The sequence below is a fragment of the Microbacterium sp. 2216-1 genome (assembly GCF_046507855.1).
Classification (GTDB): domain Bacteria; phylum Actinomycetota; class Actinomycetes; order Actinomycetales; family Microbacteriaceae; genus Microbacterium; species Microbacterium esteraromaticum_C.
Map to the genome: position 1 here is coordinate 12,017 of NZ_JBKFTM010000004.1, position 18,161 is coordinate 30,177.

Consider the following 18,161-nt stretch of genomic DNA (forward strand, 5'->3'; position numbering starts at 1 on the left):
GCGCCGAAGCGTCGGCGCAGAGCGGGGTCGCCTATGGTCGGCGGCCGCCGCGGCGTCGGCGCGGGCGCACAACGGCGACGCTCGGGGAGAGCGTCGTGCGGTTGTGCGGGGCCGAAGGCATGCGGTGACGATATCGAGTCGTCGCCACCGGGCGCAAGTTGACGCGACCGGGCCGCCGCGCCGTTCGCCGTCACCGAAGGTCGAAGAAGGCCCGTTCGTGCGCCGCGGCCCGCTCGAACGCACGGCGCATGCGCGACCGCTGCGCATCATCTGACCTGGCGGCCGCTGCGGTGACGTACGCGATGGCCTGCGCGTTGGCGACCGCGAACGTCGGGTCGGCATATGTCGCCAGCCACGAGGCGAACGGATGCGCCGGATCGAGAGGCTCCGGCCCGAAGGCACCGCTGTGCAGGCGTTCGCCGAGGTCGGCGTACAGCCAGAAGCACGGCAGCACCGCCGCGATCAGGGTCGCGTAATCGCCGGTGAACGCCGTTGCACGCAGATGGTCCAGATAGCCGGTCGTGACGGGGGTGGGATCGGCCGAGAATGTGGCCGCCGACACCCCGGTCATCGGCGTGAGCCACGAGGCGTGCATGGCCAGCTCACCGGCGATCGCGCCATGTGCGCCCTCAGCCCAGAACGACTGTTCCGCCGCGGTGGGTGCGAGGCGGGCAGCTTCGGCGAGCACCCGCGCGTACTCACGCAGGTACAGCGCGTCCTGCTCCAGGTAGTGCAGGAATGTCGCCCGATCGAGCGTGCCCTCGGCGAGTGCGCGGATGAATGGCAGCGCGTCGATGTCGTGACGGATGCTCGCGATACCGGCCCACCATTCGGCGCGCACGTCATCGGCGGTTGGGCGCGTGCCGAGCCCGCCGCGTTGCCAGAGGCCGGCGAAGTGGTTGACCGGCCCGTGACCGCGCCCGACGCCGAGTGCCGCTCCTGCGCGCAGCGACTCGCGCAGCCAGGCGCGAGAGTCGGCGATCGCGAGCGACCAGTCGGCCCCTGCCGCACGGCGCGTGGCGACGGCGGATGAGAGCGAGCAACCGGTGCCGTGTGTGCTGGTGGTGGCGATGCGCGCACCGGAGAAGTGCGAGATCACGCCCTCCGCTCCGACGAGGGCGTCGGGTGCGTCGTCGCTGTCGAGGTGTCCGCCCTTGATGAGCACCAGGGCATCGACGGCCGCCGCGAGGTCGCGCGCCGCATCGAGCGCGTCGTCCCACCCGATGACCCGCCGTCCGGCCAGCACCTCGAGTTCGGCGATGTTCGGGGTGAGCAGGTCGGCACGTCGCGCGAGGCGGTGCAGTGCCGCCTCCGCCCGCTCATCGAGCAGACGGTCGCCGGAGGTGGCGACCATGACCGGATCGAGCACGACGGTCGCCGGACGGTTCTCGTCCAGCCAGGCGTCGACCATGGCGATCACCTCGGCATCCGCGAGCATCCCGATCTTCACCGCGTCGATCTCGATGTCGTCGGCGAGCGCGTCGAGTTGCGTACGCAGGAACGACACCGGCGGGACGTGCACCTCGTGCACGCCGCGTGTGTTCTGCGCCGTGAGTGCGGTCAGTGCTGCCATGCCGTAGCCGCCGTTGGCGGCGATGGATTTCAGGTCGGCCTGGATGCCGGCACCCCCGGAGGGGTCGCTGCCGGCGATGCTCAGCACCCGGGGAACCGCGGCGCCGCTCCACCGCGCGCGCAGCGCGGTGGTCGCGAGGTGCGCGTCGTCGGCCGCGCAGATCTGTGACACCACGGCAACACCGGCGGCACCCGCCGCGCGCAGCGGTACAACGTCATCCGAGCGGATGCCACCGATTGCGACGGCGGGAACAGGGCTCTGCGCGGCGAGCGCGGCGAAGCCTGCGATGCCGAGCGGGGCCGGGTGATCGGGCTTCGTACTCGTCGGGCGGATCACCCCGGCACCGATGTAGTCGACTGTCCCGGTCGGAAGGTCGCGCAGCGCCGCCAGGTGCTCCGGCGTGTTCGCGGTGAGGCCGACGAGGGCATCCGGCCCGAGCAGGCGCCGCACCTCGGTCGCCGGCAGGTCGGACTGTCCCACGTGGACCCCGTCGACGCGGGCTCCCCGGCGGCGTGCGGCAAGAACGGCGTCGACGCGGTCGTCGACGACGAGCAGCGCGCGTCCGTCGATGGCCTCGGACAGGGTGACGAGTTGCTCGACGATGGCGTCGTCGTCGGCGTGTTTGTCGCGCAGCTGCACGATGGTGGCGCCGCCGTCGACCGCATCGCGGACGGTCTGCACGACACCGCGCGCACCGCACAGGTGCGGATCGGTGACCAGGTAGATCGACAGGTCGTACGTCACCGTGCGTCCTCCTCGATCCGGGCGTCGCGCAGCAGATCGTCTGTCTCGACCGCAGCGAGCGCGTCGATGAACGCGACGGCGAAGCTGCCGGGGCCCGCGGCGACCTTCGCCGCGCGCTCGGCGGCGACGGTGTAGACCAGGGTCGCCGCAGCCACCGCCGTCATGGCGTCGGCCCCGGTTGCTCGGGCCGCGCCGAGGAAGGCGGCCATGACGGCTCCGAGCGCGCACCCTCCCCCGGTGACGCGCGTGAGCAGCGGGTCGCCGTTGGCGATCCGGATCACCCGTTCCCCGTCGGTGATCAGGTCGGTGGCGCCCGAGACCGCCACCACGCTCCCCCACCGTGCGGCGATCGTACGGGCCGCCTCCATGGCGGCCTCCGGGGCATCGACGGCGTCGACGCCCCGTCCGCCGGCACCGGTGCCGGCCAGGGCGAGGATCTCACTCGCGTTGCCGCGCACGGCCGTCGGATGCTGGGCGACCAGCTCGGCGGCGAGTGTCGTCCGCACGGGGAGTGCTCCGATCGCGACCGGGTCGAGCACCCACGGCGTGCCCGCCGCGTTCGCGCCGCGCACCGCCTCGGACATGGCCGCGCGCTGCTCGGGCGGCGGAGTACCGAGATTCACCAGCAGCGCATCGGCGATGCCGGCGAAGATCCCGGACTCGCCGACGATGCCGACCATCGCGGGTGCCGCCCCCGTCGCCAGAAGCACATTGGCCGTGAAGCCCGCCACCACGGTGTTCGTGATGCACTGGGTCAGCGGAGGTGTTCGGCGCACCTCGCGCAGCAGCTCGGCGGCGGCGGCCGGAATACGGACGGATGGGCGCAGACGATCGCTCATGGACGACATCCCTTCGCTAGTACGAACTAGATCAGGTTCGACGGGTGTGATCTCAGCCGCTTCTGCGGCACCCCGTGTCACTGTGCGCGAGTCTAGCGAAGCCCGCCGGATCGGGCGTCGACCGGACCCGGCTCAGACGAGCTGTGCGAGCAGCTCGCTCTCGTCGTGCCGGGTCAGACCGGCACGACGCTCGCGGTCCAGTCCCCGAGCGCGTTCGTCGGCGAGCACGCTCCGGATCGTCTGGTCAAGGGGCGTGAATCCCCCGCCGGCGGCGCGGTACGCACGGTTGTCGTGCTGCGCGAAGCCCGGCATGTCTGCGGGCAGCCACAGCGGCAGTGAGCGCTCCCCCATCCAGTACTGCACGCCGTGCGCATCGAGCCAGTCGTCGTCGGCCACCCGGACCGGGCCGGAATGACCGGACTCGGTACGGAAGGCGTCGAGCAGGTCGCTCAGCGGCAGCGGATCACCGATGGCATTGACGACACCGGTGCGCCGGGCAGCGGTGATGAACCCGGCGAGATCGTCGACGTCGATCACCTGAGCGAATCGGTCGCGACTGTCGGGCGCCAGCACCGCGCCGTCACCGGCGCGTGCGAAGGCCGCCGCCCAGTATCCGAAGCGGTCGCTGGGATCGCCGGCGCCGACCACCAGTCCGGGCCGGACGATGCCGGCCCGCGTGCCCAGGGCGGTCACCGCCTGTTCGGCGGCGACCTTCTGGGCGCTGTAGTCGTACTCGTCGCCCGGCTGCGCGGGCGCGTGGAGCGGCCCGGTCTCGTCGAGACCGACGGTGACCTCGTCGGCGTACACCGAGACCGACGACACGTACGTCCAGTGCGCCGCACTGTCGCCGAGCGCCGCGACGGCCGCACCCACGTGATCCGCGCGCGAGGAGATATCGACGATCTCGTCCCACTGCTGCTCGCGCAGCCGGTCGTAGACATCCGGTTCGTCGCGGTCCCCGCGCAACAGCACGGTGCCGTCCGGGGCCGGTCGGCTCCCGCGTGCCAGACACGTCACCTGCGCGCCAGCGTCACGCCAGCGCTGCGCGATCCGTCCCGAAAGCCATCCTGTTCCGCCGAGCACCAGCACCTGAGTCATGCGTCCATGCCATCGGCATCCGAGAGCAGACGCAAGCGATTCCGCTCACAGCGCAGGCACCGTGAGCGGAATCGCCGATGCGACTCAGTCGCGGATGCTCGCGCCGAAGCGCTGCGTCGCCACGGCGACGCCCGCGAGCTTTGCCTCGCTCGCCTCGGCGGCGGTCAGCGTACGGTCGGATGCCCGGAAGCGCAGGGCGTAGCTGAGGCTCTTCTGCCCGTCGCCCAGGCCCTCGCCGCGGTAGTCGTCGACGAGACGCACGGACTCGAGCAGGTCGCCGGCGCCCTCGACGAGCGCGGAGCGCACCTCGGCGGCAGGCACCTCCACACCCACGACCAGCGAGACGTCCTGCGTGGCCGCAGGGTACGTCGACAGGGACTCGACGACGACGCGCTCGCCCGCGAGGGTGAGCAGACGATCCAGGTCCAGTTCGAACACGACGACACGCCCCGGCAGGTCGGCGTCGGCCGAGACCTGCGGGTGCAGCTCGCCGACGTAGCCGATCTGCTCGCCGCGCACGCTCAGTGCCCCGGCTCGTCCCGGATGCAGCGCGGCGCGCTGCGTCTGCGCCACGTCGATGTCGACGCCGGCGGCGACGCCGATCACCCGCACGACGTCCAGCGCATCGGCCAGGTCGACGTGCTCGGCAGGGCGCCCCGGCTGACGCGGGGTGATGTTGCCGGCGAACAGCGCCGCGATGTGCCTCGGCTGCGGCGGGATGGCCGCGTTGAGCGCCGCCAGCGTCTCATCGTCGGGGCGTTCGCCGAGCGGCGGGATGAAGTCCGTGCCGTAGGTCACGCCCTCTTCGGGGGTGAACACCGACCCGACCTCGAACAGGCCGAGATCCACCAGACCGCGCGAGATGTTGCGGTGCGCGGTCTGCACCAGAGCGGGCAGCAGCGATCGGCGCAGGAACGGCGCCTGTCCGTCGAGTGCGTTGGCCAGACGGATGCTGGGCAGGTGATCGCCGGTCGCCGAGCCGTGCAGGTCGTTGAGCTGCTCGGTGGTGAACGGGAACGACGGCGTCTCGACCAGACCGGCCGCGGCGAGGGCATCCGCCACCCGCTTGCGTCCCTGCTGCAGCGCCGTGTAGCCACGGCCCGACGGCGGGACCGGGAGGACGGACGGGATCCGGTCGAGACCGTGGATGCGCGCGATCTCCTCGACCAGCGTCCACTTGTCAGTGAGGTCGGGTCGCCAGCTCGGCGGGATCACGAACCACCCGTCGCCCTGCTCCGCGACCTCGGCGCCGATCATCTCGAGTGCCCCGACGACCTCGTCGTCGGTGTAGTCGACGCCCACGACGCCATCGGCGAAGCCACGCGGCAGCGCGATTCCGGCGATCTCGAACTCGGTGTACAGCGCGCCGCCCTCGTCGGTCAGCGTTCCCCCGGCGAGCTCGACCATCAGATCGGCCACCCGGCGTGCGGCGACGAACGGGATCAGCGGATCGACACCCCGCTCGAAGCGCTTCGACGCCTCGCTCGGCAGCTTGTGTCGGCGGGCGCTCCGGGCGATCGTGACCGGATCGAACGTCGCCGCCTCGATCAGCACGTTGCGCGTGGTGTCACTCATCTCGGTCGTGCCGCCGCCCATGACGCCTGCGATGCCGATGGGGCCCGAACCGTCGGTGATCAGCAGATCTTCGACGTGCAGAGCGCGATCCTGCCCGTCGAGCGTGGTGATGCGCTCGCCCTGTCCCGCGCGACGCACCACAATGCCGCCGTCGAGCTTGTCGAGGTCGTAGCCGTGAATCGGGTTGCCCAGTTCGAGCATGACGTAGTTGGTGATGTCGATCAGGATGCCCAGCGAGCGCATGCCCGCCAGCGCGAGCCGGGCGACCATCCACGGCGGGGTGGGACGGCTCGGGTCGACATCGCGGACGACGCGTGCGACGAACTCGCGCGCGCCGACGGTGCCGCGGATCGGGTTCTCATCCTCGACACGGATGTCGAAGCCCGTTCCCGGCTGCAGCTCGGCGAAGTCGCGCTCGGCGGGATCGCTGAAAGCACCCCCGGTGGCGTGACCGTACTCGCGGGCGACGCCACGCAGTGAGAACGCGTAGCCGCGGTCGGGCGTGACGTTGATCTCGACGGCGACATCGTTGAGGTGCAGCAGTTCGATGGCGTCAGTACCGACCTCGGGATCCAGACCCAGCGTCGACAGCACGATGATGCCGTCGTGCTCGTCGCCGAGGCCGAGCTCGCGCGCCGAGGCGATCATGCCGTCCGAGACATGGCCGTACGTCTTGCGCGCGGCGATCGGGAACGGCCCGGGCAGCACAGCCCCGGGCAGGGTCACCACGACCTTGTCGCCGGCGACGAAGTTGTGCGCACCGCAGACGATTCCGCGGGGCTCGTCTTCGCCCACATCGACCTGGCACCAGTTGATCGTCTTGCCGTTCTTCTGCGGCTCGGGCTCGACCGAGAGCACCTGACCGACCACGACGGGACCGGTGATCTCGACGCGATGGATGTCCTCCTCTTCGAAGCCCACCGAGAGGAACGACGCCAGAACGTCTTCCGGAGTGGCATCCGTTGCCACCTCGACGTACTCGCGCAACCAGGAAAGCGGAATACGCATCACACCACCATCCCGAACTGCTCGCTGAAGCGCACATCGCCCTCTGCCATGTCGCGCATGTCTTTCACATCGCTGCGGAACATCAGCGCCCGCTCGACGCCGATACCGAAGGCGAACCCGCTGTAGACCTCCGGGTCGATCCCCGCCGCGCGCAGCACGTTGGGGTTGACCATTCCGCAACCGCCCCACTCGATCCAGCGGGCGCCGCCCTTGAAGGTCGGATGCCACAGATCGAACTCGGCCGAAGGCTCGGTGAACGGGAAGTAGTTGGTGCGCAGGCGCGTCTTCGCCTCGGCTCCGAAGAGCTGCTTGGCGAGGTGGTCGAGCGTGCCCTTCAGATGCGCCATGGTGATGCCCTTGTCAACCACGAGGCCCTCGACCTGGGTGAACACCGGCAGGTGCGTGGCGTCGAACTCATCAGTGCGGTACACGCGACCAGGGCACAGCACATAGATCGGCACCTCGCGGTCGAGCATCGACCGCACCTGCACCGGGCTGGTGTGCGTGCGCATCACCAGGTGACGCGACGTCGGGTCGACGTAGAAGGTGTCCTGCTCCTGACGCGCCGGGTGGTCGACATCGAAGTTCAGGGCGTCGAAGTTGAACCACTCGTGCTCGAGCTCGGGGCCCTCGGCGATCTCCCACCCCATGCCGACGAAGATGTCGCTGATCTGCTCTTGCATGAGCGGCAGCGGATGGCGCGCACCCACACGCGAACGCGAGGCGAGCGCGGTGATGTCGACCCGCTCGGCCTCCAGGCGGGCTGCCGTCTCGGCCTCGGCCAGCTCGGCCTCCTTTGCGGCCAGGGCCTGGGCGACCCGACCCCTCCCCTGCCCGATCAGCTTGCCGAACGTCGCCTTGTGCTCGGGCGCGACCTGACGCATAGACGCGTTCAGGACGGCCAGCGGCGACCCTTCGGCCACATGCGCGGCTTTGGCGGATTTGAGCTGGGCGGTGTCGCTCGCGGCTTCGACGGCAGCGAGTGCCGCCGTGACCGCGGCCTCGACCGCTTCGGGGGTGATCTCAGGAGTGGCTGACACGAGATCAGAGTCTACCGGCGCGGCGACGACCGGCCGTTCCGTTCAGCGTCGGTCCCGACCGTGCCGCCGTCCCCGCTTGCCGTCCCCCTGGGCGACCAGGAGTTCGGTGTCGGTTCCTTCGTGCATGAGCACGGCCGCCTCGGCTTCCAGCACCTTGTCCTTCGGCGAGCGCCGTGTGCGGATCTCGAGCCACTTCGCGATGCCCGAGAGAATCAGACACATCACGATGTAGATACCACCGATGACGAGCGCGGACTGCAGAATCGGTCGTCCCGGCTGCGAACTGAGCAGCTTGGCGTAGTACAGCAGCTCCTGGTACGTGATGATGAATCCGAGAGCAGTGTCCTTCATCACCACGACCAGCTGAGCGACGATCACCGGCAGCATGGCACGCACTGCCTGCGGCAGCAGGATGAGCGCCATCACGCCGCTCTTGCGTAGGCCGATCGCGTAGCCGGCCTCGCTCTGGCCCCGCGGCAGCGACTCGATGCCCGCGCGCAGCGCCTCTGCCAGCACCGAACCGTTGTAGACCATCAGCGCCAGCACGACGGCCCAGTACGGGTCGACCTTCATGCCCAGCGTGGGGAGTCCGTAGTAGAGGATCATCATCATCACGAGCACGGGAACCGCGCGGAAGAACTCGGTGATGACCGTGACGGGCACTCGGACCCAGGCGTGGTCGGACAGTCGTCCGATCGCGAGCACGAATCCGAGTGCAAGGCTCAGCACTGCCGCCAGCGCGAAGGCCCGCAAGGTGTTCATCAGCATCTCGCCGATGGACGCCCACACCGCCGAGTAGGTGAAGACGCTCCACTTCTCGGCGCTGAACTGATTGGTGAGGCTGAGGCGCCACACCAGGAAGGCAAGGATCGCGACGACCACCGCGATCGTCACCACGGCGAGGATCGTGTTGCGCCGACGGGCTCGGGGCCCCGGCACGTCGAAGAGGACGGAAGTCATCGGGCGATCCTCCAGCGCTTCTCAAGGCTTCGTTGCAACCAGGTGAGGAGCATCACCAGGGCGACGAAGATGATGGCGACCCAGAGCAACACCTCCATTGGCGTACCCGTGCGGGTGTGGGAGTTCGAGATGGTCGACTGCAGTTGCGGCAGCACCGCGATCGAGAAGCCCGCGGCCACCGTGGTGTTCTTCAGCAGGGCGATGAACACACTCATCATGGGCGGCACCACCGAACGGAAGGCCTGCGGGAGCACCACGAGGGTCATGACCTGCCCGAACGGCAGTCCGATCGCCCTGGCGGCCTCCGCCTGCCCGACGGGCACCGTGTTGATGCCGGCACGGAGGGTCTCGGCCACGTACGTTGCCGTGTACACCCCGATGGCCATGATGCCGAGCACCGTGTTCGACAACGTCGGCAGCGCCAGAGCGCTGTAGCCGAACACGAAGAAGAAGAACACGAGCGTGAGCGGGGTGTTGCGTACGAGCGTCACGTACAGCGTGCCCACCGCACGGGCGACCGGAACCGGTGACACGCGCATGGCGCCGACGATGGTTCCCAGTACCAGGGCGATGATGCCGCCACCGAAGAACACCAACAGGGTGTACGAGATGCCTTCGATCCACAGATCGAGGTTGCCGTTGATGGCGTCCACGCGCCCTCCTTCTCAGCGATGCGGGCGGGAGCCCGGTTCGGTCACGTCGTGTCGTGACGTGCCGAACCGGGCTGCCGCCGTTGAGGGTTACTCGACCGGGTCGACGGCCGGCTGGTCGACCTGGATGCCCGACTGCCCGAGCGTCGCGTCGAAGATCTCCTGCCAGGTGTCGCCACCCTCGGTGAAGAGCGTGTTGATGTGCTCCTGCAGCACGGTGTCGCCCTTGGGCACGCCGACGCCGTAGCGCTCCTCGGTGAACAGACCGTCGAGCACCTTCAGCTTGTCAGGGGTACGCGCCGCATACCCGATCAGGATCGCCGCGTCGGTCGTGACAGCGTCGACCTTGCCGCTGAGCAGGTCCTCGACGCACTGGGAGTAGATGTCGTACTCCTGGGTGTTGATCTCGGGGTAGTTGTCCTTGATGTTCTGGATCGGCGTGGATCCGGTCGCCGAGCAGACCGTCATGCCGTTGAAGTCCGAGACATCGTTGACCTCGGTCATCTCGCTGTCAGACGAGACGAGGAAGCCCTGGCCGGTGACGAAGTACGGACCTGCGAAGTTGATCTGCTCCTTGCGCGAGTCGGTGATCGAGTAGGTGCCGACGTAGTAGTCGATGTCACCGTTGACGAGCGCCTGTTCGCGGTTCGCCGAGGCGATCGGCTCGTAGGTGATGTCGCCCTCTTCGAAGCCCAGCGAGGCCGCGATCCATCGGGCGATCTCGATGTCGAATCCGGAGCGCTCACCCGTCGTCGCGTCGAGGTAGCCGAGGTTGGGCTGATCCTCCTTGACGCCGATGATCGGGCCACCGCGCTCGACCATCGCGTCGAACGTCGGGCTGCCGTCGAGGCTGACGTCGTTGGCCACCTCGAAGTCCAGGCCACCACCGGCCGTGTCACTGCTGTTGCAGGCGGTCAGGGCGAACAACGCCACCGTTGCGATGCCGATTCCTGCCAGTGTGCGTGTACGTCGCATGTGCGTCTCCTTATGGGATGTGTGGACGGGAGTCAGTGGGTGAGCAGCTTGGAGAGGAAGTCCTTGGCGCGCGCGCTCTGTGGGTTCGTGAAGAACTGCTCGGGCGTCGCCTGCTCGACGATCTGCCCATCGGCCATGAACACCACCCGGTTGGCCGCCTTGCGCGCGAAGCCCATCTCGTGCGTGACGACGATCATCGTCATGCCCTCGTTGGCGAGCCCGATCATCACGTCGAGCACCTCGGTGATCATCTCGGGGTCCAGGGCGCTGGTGGGCTCATCGAAGAGCATGACCTTCGGGCGCATCGCCAGGGCACGGGCGATCGCGACACGCTGCTGCTGTCCACCCGACAGCTGCGCAGGAAGCTTGCGCGCCTGCTCGGCGACCCCGACGCGCTCCAGCAGCGCCATGGCCTCCTTCTCGGCATCCGCCTTCTTGAGGCCGCGGACCTTGATCGGGCCGAGCGTGACGTTCTCGAGGATCGTCAGGTGCGCGAACAGGTTGAACGACTGGAAGACCATGCCGACCTCGGCGCGCAGGTGCGCGAGCGCCTTGCCCTCGGCGGGCAGCACTTTGCCGTCGATGCGGATCTCGCCGCTGGTGATCGTCTCCAGCCGGTTGATGGTGCGGCAGAGCGTGGACTTACCCGAGCCTGACGGTCCGATGACGACGACGACCTCACCGCGGTCGACCGTGAGGTTGATGTCGGTCAGCGCCTGGAAGTCGCCGTAGTGCTTCTGGACGTTCTCGACGACCACGAGGGCGTCTCTGCTCTCTGCCATGGCCCAACTCTAGGGCCGGGGCCTCGACAGCACAGGGGGTCGTCGTGGTCTTTATCGTTTCGTGATCGGCGGCGCGATGGCGCCGATCAGTGCTCGGCGCGCTGCGCGAACGCGCTCTCGTACAGGCACACGCTCGCGGCGGTCGCGAGGTTCAACGACTCGGCCTGCCCGTAGATCGGCAGTTTCAGTGCCTGGTCGGCGAGCCCGCGGGCATCCGCTTCGAGTCCCCGCGCCTCGTTGCCGAACAACCAGGCGGTCGGCTTGGCGAGCGTGTTGTCGGCGCGCGCAGACAACAGATCGCCCCCGCCCACATCGGCGGCGAGCACCTGCAGTCCGGCCGCGTGCGCGCGGCTCACGACGTCGGCGAGGTCGCCTCCCACCGAGATCGGCAGGTGGAACAGCGAGCCCGTGGTCGAGCGGACGACCTTCGGGTTGTAGGGATCAACGGTGCGGCCGGTCAGCACGACAGCATCCGCCCCTGCGGCGTCCGCCGCACGGATGATCGTGCCGAGATTGCCCGGGTCGCGCACCTCTTCGCAGATCGCGATCAGGCGCGGGGACGCCGCGAAGATGTCCTTCACAGCGGTCGGGGTCTGGCGGGCCACCGCGATCAGCCCCTGCGGGGTCACGGTGTCGGCCATCGCGTCGAGCACGTCCTCGGTCACGTAGTCGAACGGGACCTCGTGCTCGGCGACCAGCTGGCGGATGTCGGCGTGCCGTTCCCACGCCGTCGGCGTCGCGTAGAGCTCGACGATCGCACCGGGCACGTACCGCAATGCCTCACGGACCGCCTGCGGCCCCTCCAGCAGGAACAGACCGGTCTCGACGCGCGCACTGCGCTTGGAGAGCTTGGCGACAGCGCGGACACGGGGCGAGCGAGGATTCTCCAGCACGGCATCAGTCTATCGGCGCGCCGCGGATGCCCCGGGACGCGAAACGGGCGCCTCCCCGAGGGGAGACGCCCGTTTGCATGAAGAGCGGATGCTCAGGCAGCCGACTTCGGAGCGTTGACGTCCGAGGGCAGAGCGTTCTTCGCGGTCTCGACCAGCGACGCGAATGCGGCGGCGTCGGTCACGGCGAGCTCGGCGAGCATACGGCGGTCGACCTGCACACCGGCCAGGCCCAGACCCTGCATGAAGCGGTTGTACGTGATGCCGTTCTGGCGGGCAGCGGCGTTGATGCGCTGGATCCACAGACGACGGAAGTCGCCCTTGCGCTTGCGACGGTCACGGTACGCGTAGACGAGCGAGTGGGTGACCTGCTCCTTCGCCTTGCGGTAGAGGCGCGAACGCTGGCCACGGTAACCCGAGGCGCGTTCGAGGATGACGCGACGCTTCTTCTGCGCGTTTACCGCGCGCTTGACTCTTGCCATTTTCGTGTATTCCTATTCCGTACGCTCGGGCGGGGCTCAGCCGCGACCGAGAAGCTTGTTCGCGACCTTGGAGTCGGCCTTCGAGAGCACCTGGTCCTGGTTCAGGCGGCGGGTGCGACGGCTCGACTTGTGCTCGAGGTTGTGGCGCATACCGGCCTGCTGCTTCTTCAGCTTTCCGCTGCCGGTGATCTTGAAGCGCTTCTTCGCACCCGAGTGGGTCTTCTGCTTCGGCATCTTCTCTTCCTTCGTGTGGCGCCCTGGCGGGCGACGGTGGATACCCGCTCGCAAGCGGGAGACTGGGGGGCGGCTCAGGCCTCGGCGTCGTTGCCCGTCGAGGACTTCGCCTCGCGCGCGGCCTGCTTGTTCGCCGAGCGGACGGCGTTCTGCTCGGCCTTGGCCTCGGACTTGTTCTTCAGCGGCGCGATGACCATGACCATGTTGCGACCGTCGATGGTGGGGTTCGACTCGACCGAGCCGAACTCGGCGACGTCCTCGGCGAACTTGCGCAGCAGACGCACGCCCTGCTCGGGACGCGACTGCTCGCGACCGCGGAACAGGATCATGGCCTTGACCTTGTCGCCGGCCTTGAGGAAGCCCTCGGCGCGCTTGAGCTTGGTCGTGTAGTCGTGGGCCTCGATCTTCAGGCGGAAGCGCACCTCTTTGAGGATGGTGTTCGCCTGGTTACGGCGTGCTTCCTTCGCCTTCTGCGCGGCCTCGTACTTGAACTTGCCGTAGTCCATGATCTTGACCACGGGCGGCTTGGAGTTGGGAGCCACCTCGACGAGGTCGAGATCGGCTTCCTGGGCCAGACGCAGCGCTGCCTCGATGCGGACAACGCCGATCTGCTCACCCGCGGGTCCGACGAGGCGGACCTCGGGGACGCGGATGCGCTCATTGGTACGGGGATCGCTGATGCGGAGCTCCTTAGACGTGGGTTGTCGGCCACCGAGTCGCTGTTCACGCCTCGGGCGAATTCGGAGTTCCCCCACCCGCCGATGCTTCAGATGCACCGGCTTGTCACACCCTTTCCACCGAAACCGGCGGGGTGCAGAACCCGGTAGCCTGGAACGGCAAGCGCGGGTGGGATTGGATCCTCTTTCGTGCCGGAGCGTGACGCTCCGGAGCCCGCAGAAGTCTAACAGAAAGCAACACGAAGTGACGATTCCTGCTGAGCCCCACGACCACCGCCTCGACACCTGGGCCGAGCAGGAGCAGGCAGCGACCGCCGCGGGACGCGACATCGCCGACGTTCCCGCGGTCGAGGTGATCACCACGACCGCTGTTCACCTGATGAGTGCGGCCGCCGTGAAACTCGGCCTGGCGGATGACCCCGAGAAGCAGCTCGACCTCGACGAGGCCCGCAAGCTCATCAACGCCCTCGCCGGGCTCATCACCGCCGGGGCGCCCGAGATCAGCAGCGCGCACGCCAGCCCGCTGCGCGACGGTCTGCGCTCGCTTCAGCTGGCCTTCCGTGAGGCATCGGTCATCCCGGACCCGATCGGCAAGGGCCCCGGCGAGAAGTGGACCGGCCCGGTCAACTGACCTCGGAGCGTGTGAGCTTGACGGTGAGCGAGTCGACGAGAACCGCCATGCGGTCGTCGGCCGCCCACCGTTGAGCCAGCCGCGCCAGCACGGCGTCCAGCGTCTCGCGGTCCAGGCCATCGATCAGCGTCAGCGTGACGATCAGTTCGGGGCCGCGCATGCGGGCATCCGCGTCACCCGACGCGACCGCCACATCGATGACAGCCAGTTCGTGCGCGATGCTCTCACGCAGGGCCGTGAACACCTCCGGCGACAGGAAGCTCGGCTCCCACGGCTGGCTCTGCGCCATCGCCCAGATCGCGGGGCGACGCACGACGAACTCGGTGTCGGATGCCGGATCGAGCACGATCAGATCGGTCTGCTCGCTCGACGCCGACAGCGCGACGCGCACGGCCTCGACCGGGATCGGCCGGGCCTGAGCGTCCCAGCGCCGCATCGTGTCGACGGACGAGAAGACCGGCTGCACGCGACGCCCGTCGGGGGCGGCCACGGTGACGATCGAGAGCTCCTGGGTCTTGTCGACCTTCAGTCCGGTCGGCCCGACGCCCTCATCGCCGCGTTCGGCGACCAGCGGCACGAGCACGCGGGCGCTTCGCAACGCATCGACGACCTCGACCTGCGACCCCTCGCCCGAGCGGAATCGCCGCAAAGCGGCGAGCAGCGCAGGGTCTGCGGATCCGTCGTCGGCGGCGTGGGGGTTGGTCTCGAAACTGCGCCCCTCCCACGGCACGCCCGCCGAGTCAGCGGGGGCACCGTGGTCGCAGGCGTCGTCAGTCCCCTGCGACATCCAGAGCCTCGGCGAGGGTGAACTGTCCGGCGTACAGCGCCTTGCCGACGATCGCGCCCTCGACACCCAGCGGGACGAGCTCGCGCAGTGCGGCGATGTCGTCGAGGCTGGAGACGCCACCCGAGGCGATCACGGGCTTCGGTGTGCGCGCGGTGATCTCCCGCAGCAGATCGAGGTTGGGTCCGCGCAGCGTGCCGTCCTTGGTGACGTCGGTGACGACGTAGCGGCTGCAGCCGGCCTCTTCGAGGCGCTCGAGCACCTCCCAGATGTCGCCGCCTTCCTTGGTCCAGCCGCGTGCCGCGAGGGTCGTGCCGCGCACGTCGAGTCCGACGGCGACGGCCTCGCCGTAACGGCTGATGACATCGGCGGCCCACTCGGGGTTCTCCAGCGCCGCGGTACCGAGGTTGATACGGGCCGCGCCCGACTCCAGCGCCGCTTCGAGGCTCGCGTCATCGCGGATGCCGCCCGAGACCTCGATGTTGATGCCGCGGTACTGCTTGATGACCTTGCGCAGGATCGAGCTGTTGCTGCCCCGGCCGAAGGCCGCGTCGAGGTCGACGAGGTGGATCCACTGGGCGCCGGCGTCGACGAACTCGCCTGCCGCGTCGACGGGGTCGCCGTAGTTGGTCTCGGTGCCCGCCTCGCCCTGGGTGAGTCGCACCGCCTTTCCGCCGGCCACATCCACGGCGGGCAGCAGGATCAGGGCTGGTGACTGTGCGAAATCGTTCATGGCTTCCTTGTGGAGGGTAGGGCGGCCCGGTCGGGCACGAGAGACGAGAGTAGTCTTCGGCGACGAAGTCCTCAAACCCTGTGCGGGGTCAGAGGGATTCGACCCAGTTGCGCAGGAGTCGGATGCCGGCTTCGCCGGACTTCTCGGGGTGGAACTGCGTGGCCGAGAGCGGCCCGTTCTCGACGGCGGCGATGAACCGCTCGCCGTGCGTCGCCCAGGTCACCGCGGGCTGCGGGAAGGGCGGAATGACGTCGAGTTCCCACGACTTGGCGGCGAAGGAGTGCACGAAGTAGAACCGTTCGTGCTCGATGCCGCGGAACAGCACCGACCCCTCGCCAGGCTCGACGGTGTTCCAGCCCATGTGGGGCAGTACCGGGGCGTCCAGTTCGGTGACCGCCCCCGGCCACTCCCCCAGCCCCGCGGAGTCCTGGCCGCGTTCGACCCCATGCTCGAACATGATCTGCATGCCGACGCAGATGCCGAGCACGGCGCGACCGCCCGCCAGGCGGCGATCGATGATCTCGTCACCGCCGTGCGCGATCAGGGCGTCGCGCACCGCGGCGAATGCACCGACGCCGGGCACGACGAGCCCGTCGGCGGCCAGGGCGCGGGCGCGGTCGCGGGTCAGCTCGACATCGGCTCCGGCGGCGGCCAGCGCCTTGACCGCAGAGTGGACGTTGCCCGACTCGTAGTCGAAGACCGCGACGTGGGGCCCGGTCACAGCGCACCCTTGGTGGACGGGATGCCCTCGACGAGCGGGTCGATTGACTTCGCCTGACGGAAGGCCCGGGCGAACGCCTTGAACTCGGCCTCGGCGATGTGGTGTGGATCGCGCCCGCCGAGCACGCGCACGTGCACGGTCAGTCCCGCATTGAGCGTGATCGCTTCGAACACGTGACGCACGAGAGAACCGGTGAAGTGGCCACCGATCAGATGGAACTCAAAGCCCGCGGGCTCGCCGTCGTGCACGAGAAACGGCCGTCCCGAGATGTCGACCACGGCCTGAGCGAGTGCTTCGTCGAGCGGCACGAGTGCGTCGCCGTAGCGCGAGATACCGGCCTTGTCACCGAGGGCCTCACGGAGCGCCTGGCCGAGCACGATCGAGATGTCCTCGACCGTGTGGTGTGCATCGATGTGCGTGTCGCCGGTGGCGCGGACCGTGAGGTCGGTGAGCGAGTGCTTCGCGAACGCGGTGAGCATGTGGTCGAAGAACGGTACGGAGGTGGCGATGTCGCTGCGGCCTGTGCCGTCGAGGTTGACCTCGACCTCGACGGTCGATTCGGAGGTGCTGCGGGTGCGCTTCGCCGTGCGTGCGGACGATGCGGTGCGGGGGGCGCTCATGAGGGAGATCCTATCGACGCGAGTGCTTCCAGAAAGGCGGTGGTCTCGGCCTCGGTGCCCGCCGAAACGCGCAGGTGACCGGGGATGCCCACGTCGCGGATCAGGACACCGCGATCGTAGAGGGCGCGCCACAACGCGGGCGGGTCGGTGACACCGCCGAACAGGACGAAGTTCGACCAGGATTCGTGCGGCTGGTAGCCGAGGGCTTCGAGGGTGGCCGAGATACGGTCACGCTGTTCAACGATCTCGTCGACCATGCGCAGCATGGTGGCGGAGTTGCGCAGCGCGGCGATCGCGGCGGCCTGAGTGATCGCGCTCAGGTGATACGGCAGACGCACCAGTCGGAGAGCGTCGATGAACGCGGGGTCGGCGGCCAGGTAGCCCACACGCGCACCGGCGAAGGCGAACGCCTTGCTCATAGTGCGCGAGATCGCCAGGCGAGGCCGCCCATGCAACAGGGTGAGCGCCGAGACCGAGTCGTGCGGCGCGAACTCGAAGTAGGCCTCGTCGACCACGACCACACCCCGTGCGGCCTCGTAGACGGCCTCAATGACGTCGAGTCCCATGGGCGTGCCGGTGGGGTTGTTGGGAGCGCACAGCAGTACGACGTCGGGATCAGCCTCGGCGACCTGTGCTGCGGCACTCTCGGGCGTCAGCGCGTAGTCGTCGTCGCGCGCACCGGCAACCCACCGCGCGCCGGTTCCCTGCGCCAGAAGCGGGTACATCGAGTAGGTGGGAGCGAATCCGAACACTGTGCGGCCCGGACCGCTGAAGGCCTGCAGGATGTGCTGGAGCACCTCGTTGGAGCCATTGCCCGCCCAGATCTGATCGGCGGTGAGTCCGTGGCCGAGGTACTCGGCGAAGCCTTCACGGAGTGCGGTGAACTCACGATCCGGATAGCGGTTGACCTCACGCAGTGCACGCGCGATTTCGTCGAGGATGTCGTCGGCGACCTCATCGGGCACCGGATGGGTGTTCTCGTTGACGTTCAGCGCGATCGGCAGCGGTGCCTGAGGTGCGCCATAGGGGGTGAGTCCGCGGAGGTCGTCGCGGAGGGGTAGCTCGTCAAGAGAGGTCACTGTTCCATCGTAGATCTCGCGCCCGCCGACGACGCCTTCGTGACGACCGCGCACGCGCGCATCCGG

The 18,161-nt window shown here is 68.8% G+C and carries 19 protein-coding genes and 1 riboswitch; of the genes, 1 reads left to right on the plus strand and 18 read right to left on the minus strand.

Annotated features, from left to right (window positions below; translation table 11 throughout):
- Nucleotides 1–190: 190 nt before the first annotated feature.
- From ACLD0U_RS11950 to infC, 13 genes are all read right to left on the minus strand, one after another.
- Entirely contained in the window at nucleotides 191–2,317 is a 2,127-nt protein-coding gene (locus ACLD0U_RS11950; protein ID WP_410340750.1) for a bifunctional hydroxymethylpyrimidine kinase/phosphomethylpyrimidine kinase, read from the minus strand.
- Entirely contained in the window at nucleotides 2,314–3,156 is an 843-nt protein-coding gene (thiM, locus tag ACLD0U_RS11955; protein ID WP_410340751.1) for a hydroxyethylthiazole kinase, read from the minus strand. Before thiM ends, ACLD0U_RS11950 begins: the two co-directional genes overlap by 4 nt.
- Nucleotides 3,148–3,241, minus strand: a riboswitch (TPP riboswitch). (Overlaps the previous gene by 9 nt.)
- 47 nt (nucleotides 3,242–3,288) lie before the next feature.
- The gene (locus ACLD0U_RS11960) at nucleotides 3,289–4,254 is read right to left on the minus strand and encodes an NAD-dependent epimerase/dehydratase family protein (RefSeq protein ID WP_410340752.1); all 966 of its coding nucleotides are present in this window, start codon (nucleotides 4,252–4,254) and stop codon (nucleotides 3,289–3,291) included.
- An 84-nt stretch (nucleotides 4,255–4,338) separates the two neighbouring features.
- Nucleotides 4,339–6,837, minus strand: coding sequence for a phenylalanine--tRNA ligase subunit beta (pheT, locus tag ACLD0U_RS11965; protein WP_410340753.1), 2,499 nt, complete (start codon nucleotides 6,835–6,837; stop codon nucleotides 4,339–4,341).
- The gene (pheS, locus tag ACLD0U_RS11970) at nucleotides 6,837–7,877 is read right to left on the minus strand and encodes a phenylalanine--tRNA ligase subunit alpha (RefSeq protein WP_206822236.1); all 1,041 of its coding nucleotides are present in this window, start codon (nucleotides 7,875–7,877) and stop codon (nucleotides 6,837–6,839) included. The genes pheT and pheS overlap by 1 nt, the downstream gene beginning before the upstream one ends.
- Before the next feature lie 42 nt (nucleotides 7,878–7,919).
- Nucleotides 7,920–8,837 carry an amino acid ABC transporter permease gene (locus ACLD0U_RS11975; protein WP_410340754.1) on the minus strand — a complete coding sequence of 306 codons (918 nt, stop codon included), beginning with the start codon at nucleotides 8,835–8,837 and terminating at the stop codon, nucleotides 7,920–7,922.
- Nucleotides 8,834–9,490 (minus strand): amino acid ABC transporter permease, encoded by a 657-nt coding sequence (locus ACLD0U_RS11980; RefSeq protein WP_206551766.1) that lies wholly within the window; start codon nucleotides 9,488–9,490, stop codon nucleotides 8,834–8,836. Before ACLD0U_RS11980 ends, ACLD0U_RS11975 begins: the two co-directional genes overlap by 4 nt.
- 87 nt (nucleotides 9,491–9,577) lie before the next feature.
- Nucleotides 9,578–10,462, minus strand: coding sequence for a glutamate ABC transporter substrate-binding protein (locus ACLD0U_RS11985; RefSeq protein WP_410340755.1), 885 nt, complete (start codon nucleotides 10,460–10,462; stop codon nucleotides 9,578–9,580).
- A 32-nt stretch (nucleotides 10,463–10,494) separates the two neighbouring features.
- On the minus strand, nucleotides 10,495–11,244 hold the full coding sequence (locus ACLD0U_RS11990; protein ID WP_206551764.1) for an amino acid ABC transporter ATP-binding protein: 750 nt from the start codon (nucleotides 11,242–11,244) through the stop codon (nucleotides 10,495–10,497).
- Nucleotides 11,245–11,330: 86 nt separating this feature from the next.
- A complete protein-coding gene (locus tag ACLD0U_RS11995) occupies nucleotides 11,331–12,137 on the minus strand; it encodes a TrmH family RNA methyltransferase (protein WP_206822230.1) in 807 nt (268 codons plus the stop codon).
- Nucleotides 12,138–12,229: 92 nt separating this feature from the next.
- Nucleotides 12,230–12,616, minus strand: coding sequence for a 50S ribosomal protein L20 (gene rplT, locus ACLD0U_RS12000; RefSeq protein WP_206551762.1), 387 nt, complete (start codon nucleotides 12,614–12,616; stop codon nucleotides 12,230–12,232).
- Nucleotides 12,617–12,652: 36 nt separating this feature from the next.
- Nucleotides 12,653–12,850: a 50S ribosomal protein L35 gene (gene rpmI, locus ACLD0U_RS12005; RefSeq protein WP_179410442.1), complete on the minus strand. Its 198-nt coding sequence runs from the start codon at nucleotides 12,848–12,850 to the stop codon at nucleotides 12,653–12,655.
- A 74-nt stretch (nucleotides 12,851–12,924) separates the two neighbouring features.
- Nucleotides 12,925–13,530, minus strand: coding sequence for a translation initiation factor IF-3 (infC, locus tag ACLD0U_RS12010; protein WP_179411810.1), 606 nt, complete (start codon nucleotides 13,528–13,530; stop codon nucleotides 12,925–12,927).
- Nucleotides 13,531–13,771: 241 nt separating this feature from the next.
- Here infC and ACLD0U_RS12015 point away from each other — a divergent pair, with 241 nt between their 5' ends.
- Nucleotides 13,772–14,158, plus strand: coding sequence for a DUF1844 domain-containing protein (locus ACLD0U_RS12015; protein ID WP_179410441.1), 387 nt, complete (start codon nucleotides 13,772–13,774; stop codon nucleotides 14,156–14,158).
- Here ACLD0U_RS12015 and ACLD0U_RS12020 read toward each other — a convergent pair.
- The 5 genes from ACLD0U_RS12020 to ACLD0U_RS12040 all read right to left on the minus strand — a co-directional run bounded on the left by ACLD0U_RS12020 (nucleotide 14,151) and on the right by ACLD0U_RS12040 (nucleotide 18,095).
- Complete coding sequence (locus tag ACLD0U_RS12020; RefSeq protein WP_206551761.1) at nucleotides 14,151–14,945, minus strand: SseB family protein; 795 nt, start codon at nucleotides 14,943–14,945, stop codon at nucleotides 14,151–14,153. The two genes, ACLD0U_RS12015 and ACLD0U_RS12020, sit on opposite strands and share 8 nt — an antisense overlap.
- Nucleotides 14,929–15,675 (minus strand): bifunctional 1-(5-phosphoribosyl)-5-((5-phosphoribosylamino)methylideneamino)imidazole-4-carboxamide isomerase/phosphoribosylanthranilate isomerase PriA, encoded by a 747-nt coding sequence (priA, locus tag ACLD0U_RS12025; RefSeq protein WP_179410439.1) that lies wholly within the window; start codon nucleotides 15,673–15,675, stop codon nucleotides 14,929–14,931. The genes ACLD0U_RS12020 and priA overlap by 17 nt, the downstream gene beginning before the upstream one ends.
- Before the next feature lie 88 nt (nucleotides 15,676–15,763).
- Nucleotides 15,764–16,396: an imidazole glycerol phosphate synthase subunit HisH gene (hisH, locus tag ACLD0U_RS12030; RefSeq protein ID WP_179410438.1), complete on the minus strand. Its 633-nt coding sequence runs from the start codon at nucleotides 16,394–16,396 to the stop codon at nucleotides 15,764–15,766.
- Entirely contained in the window at nucleotides 16,393–17,016 is a 624-nt protein-coding gene (gene hisB / locus ACLD0U_RS12035) for an imidazoleglycerol-phosphate dehydratase HisB (RefSeq protein WP_179410437.1), read from the minus strand. Before hisB ends, hisH begins: the two co-directional genes overlap by 4 nt.
- Entirely contained in the window at nucleotides 17,013–18,095 is a 1,083-nt protein-coding gene (locus tag ACLD0U_RS12040) for a histidinol-phosphate transaminase (protein ID WP_179410436.1), read from the minus strand. Before ACLD0U_RS12040 ends, hisB begins: the two co-directional genes overlap by 4 nt.
- Between the last annotated feature and the right edge of the window lie 66 nt (nucleotides 18,096–18,161).

Coding starts and splice junctions, on each gene's coding strand:
- ACLD0U_RS12020 (WP_206551761.1), bottom strand. CDS start 14,945: ATGTCGCAGGGGACTGACGACGCCTGCGACCACGGTGCCCCCGCTGAC.
- ACLD0U_RS11975 (WP_410340754.1), bottom strand. CDS start 8,837: ATGACTTCCGTCCTCTTCGACGTGCCGGGGCCCCGAGCCCGTCGGCGC.
- hisB (WP_179410437.1), bottom strand. CDS start 17,016: ATGAGCGCCCCCCGCACCGCATCGTCCGCACGCACGGCGAAGCGCACC.
- rpmI (WP_179410442.1), bottom strand. CDS start 12,850: ATGCCGAAGCAGAAGACCCACTCGGGTGCGAAGAAGCGCTTCAAGATC.
- ACLD0U_RS11990 (WP_206551764.1), bottom strand. CDS start 11,244: ATGGCAGAGAGCAGAGACGCCCTCGTGGTCGTCGAGAACGTCCAGAAG.
- rplT (WP_206551762.1), bottom strand. CDS start 12,616: ATGGCAAGAGTCAAGCGCGCGGTAAACGCGCAGAAGAAGCGTCGCGTC.
- ACLD0U_RS11960 (WP_410340752.1), bottom strand. CDS start 4,254: ATGACTCAGGTGCTGGTGCTCGGCGGAACAGGATGGCTTTCGGGACGG.
- priA (WP_179410439.1), bottom strand. CDS start 15,675: ATGAACGATTTCGCACAGTCACCAGCCCTGATCCTGCTGCCCGCCGTG.
- pheT (WP_410340753.1), bottom strand. CDS start 6,837: ATGCGTATTCCGCTTTCCTGGTTGCGCGAGTACGTCGAGGTGGCAACG.
- ACLD0U_RS11985 (WP_410340755.1), bottom strand. CDS start 10,462: ATGCGACGTACACGCACACTGGCAGGAATCGGCATCGCAACGGTGGCG.
- thiM (WP_410340751.1), bottom strand. CDS start 3,156: ATGAGCGATCGTCTGCGCCCATCCGTCCGTATTCCGGCCGCCGCCGCC.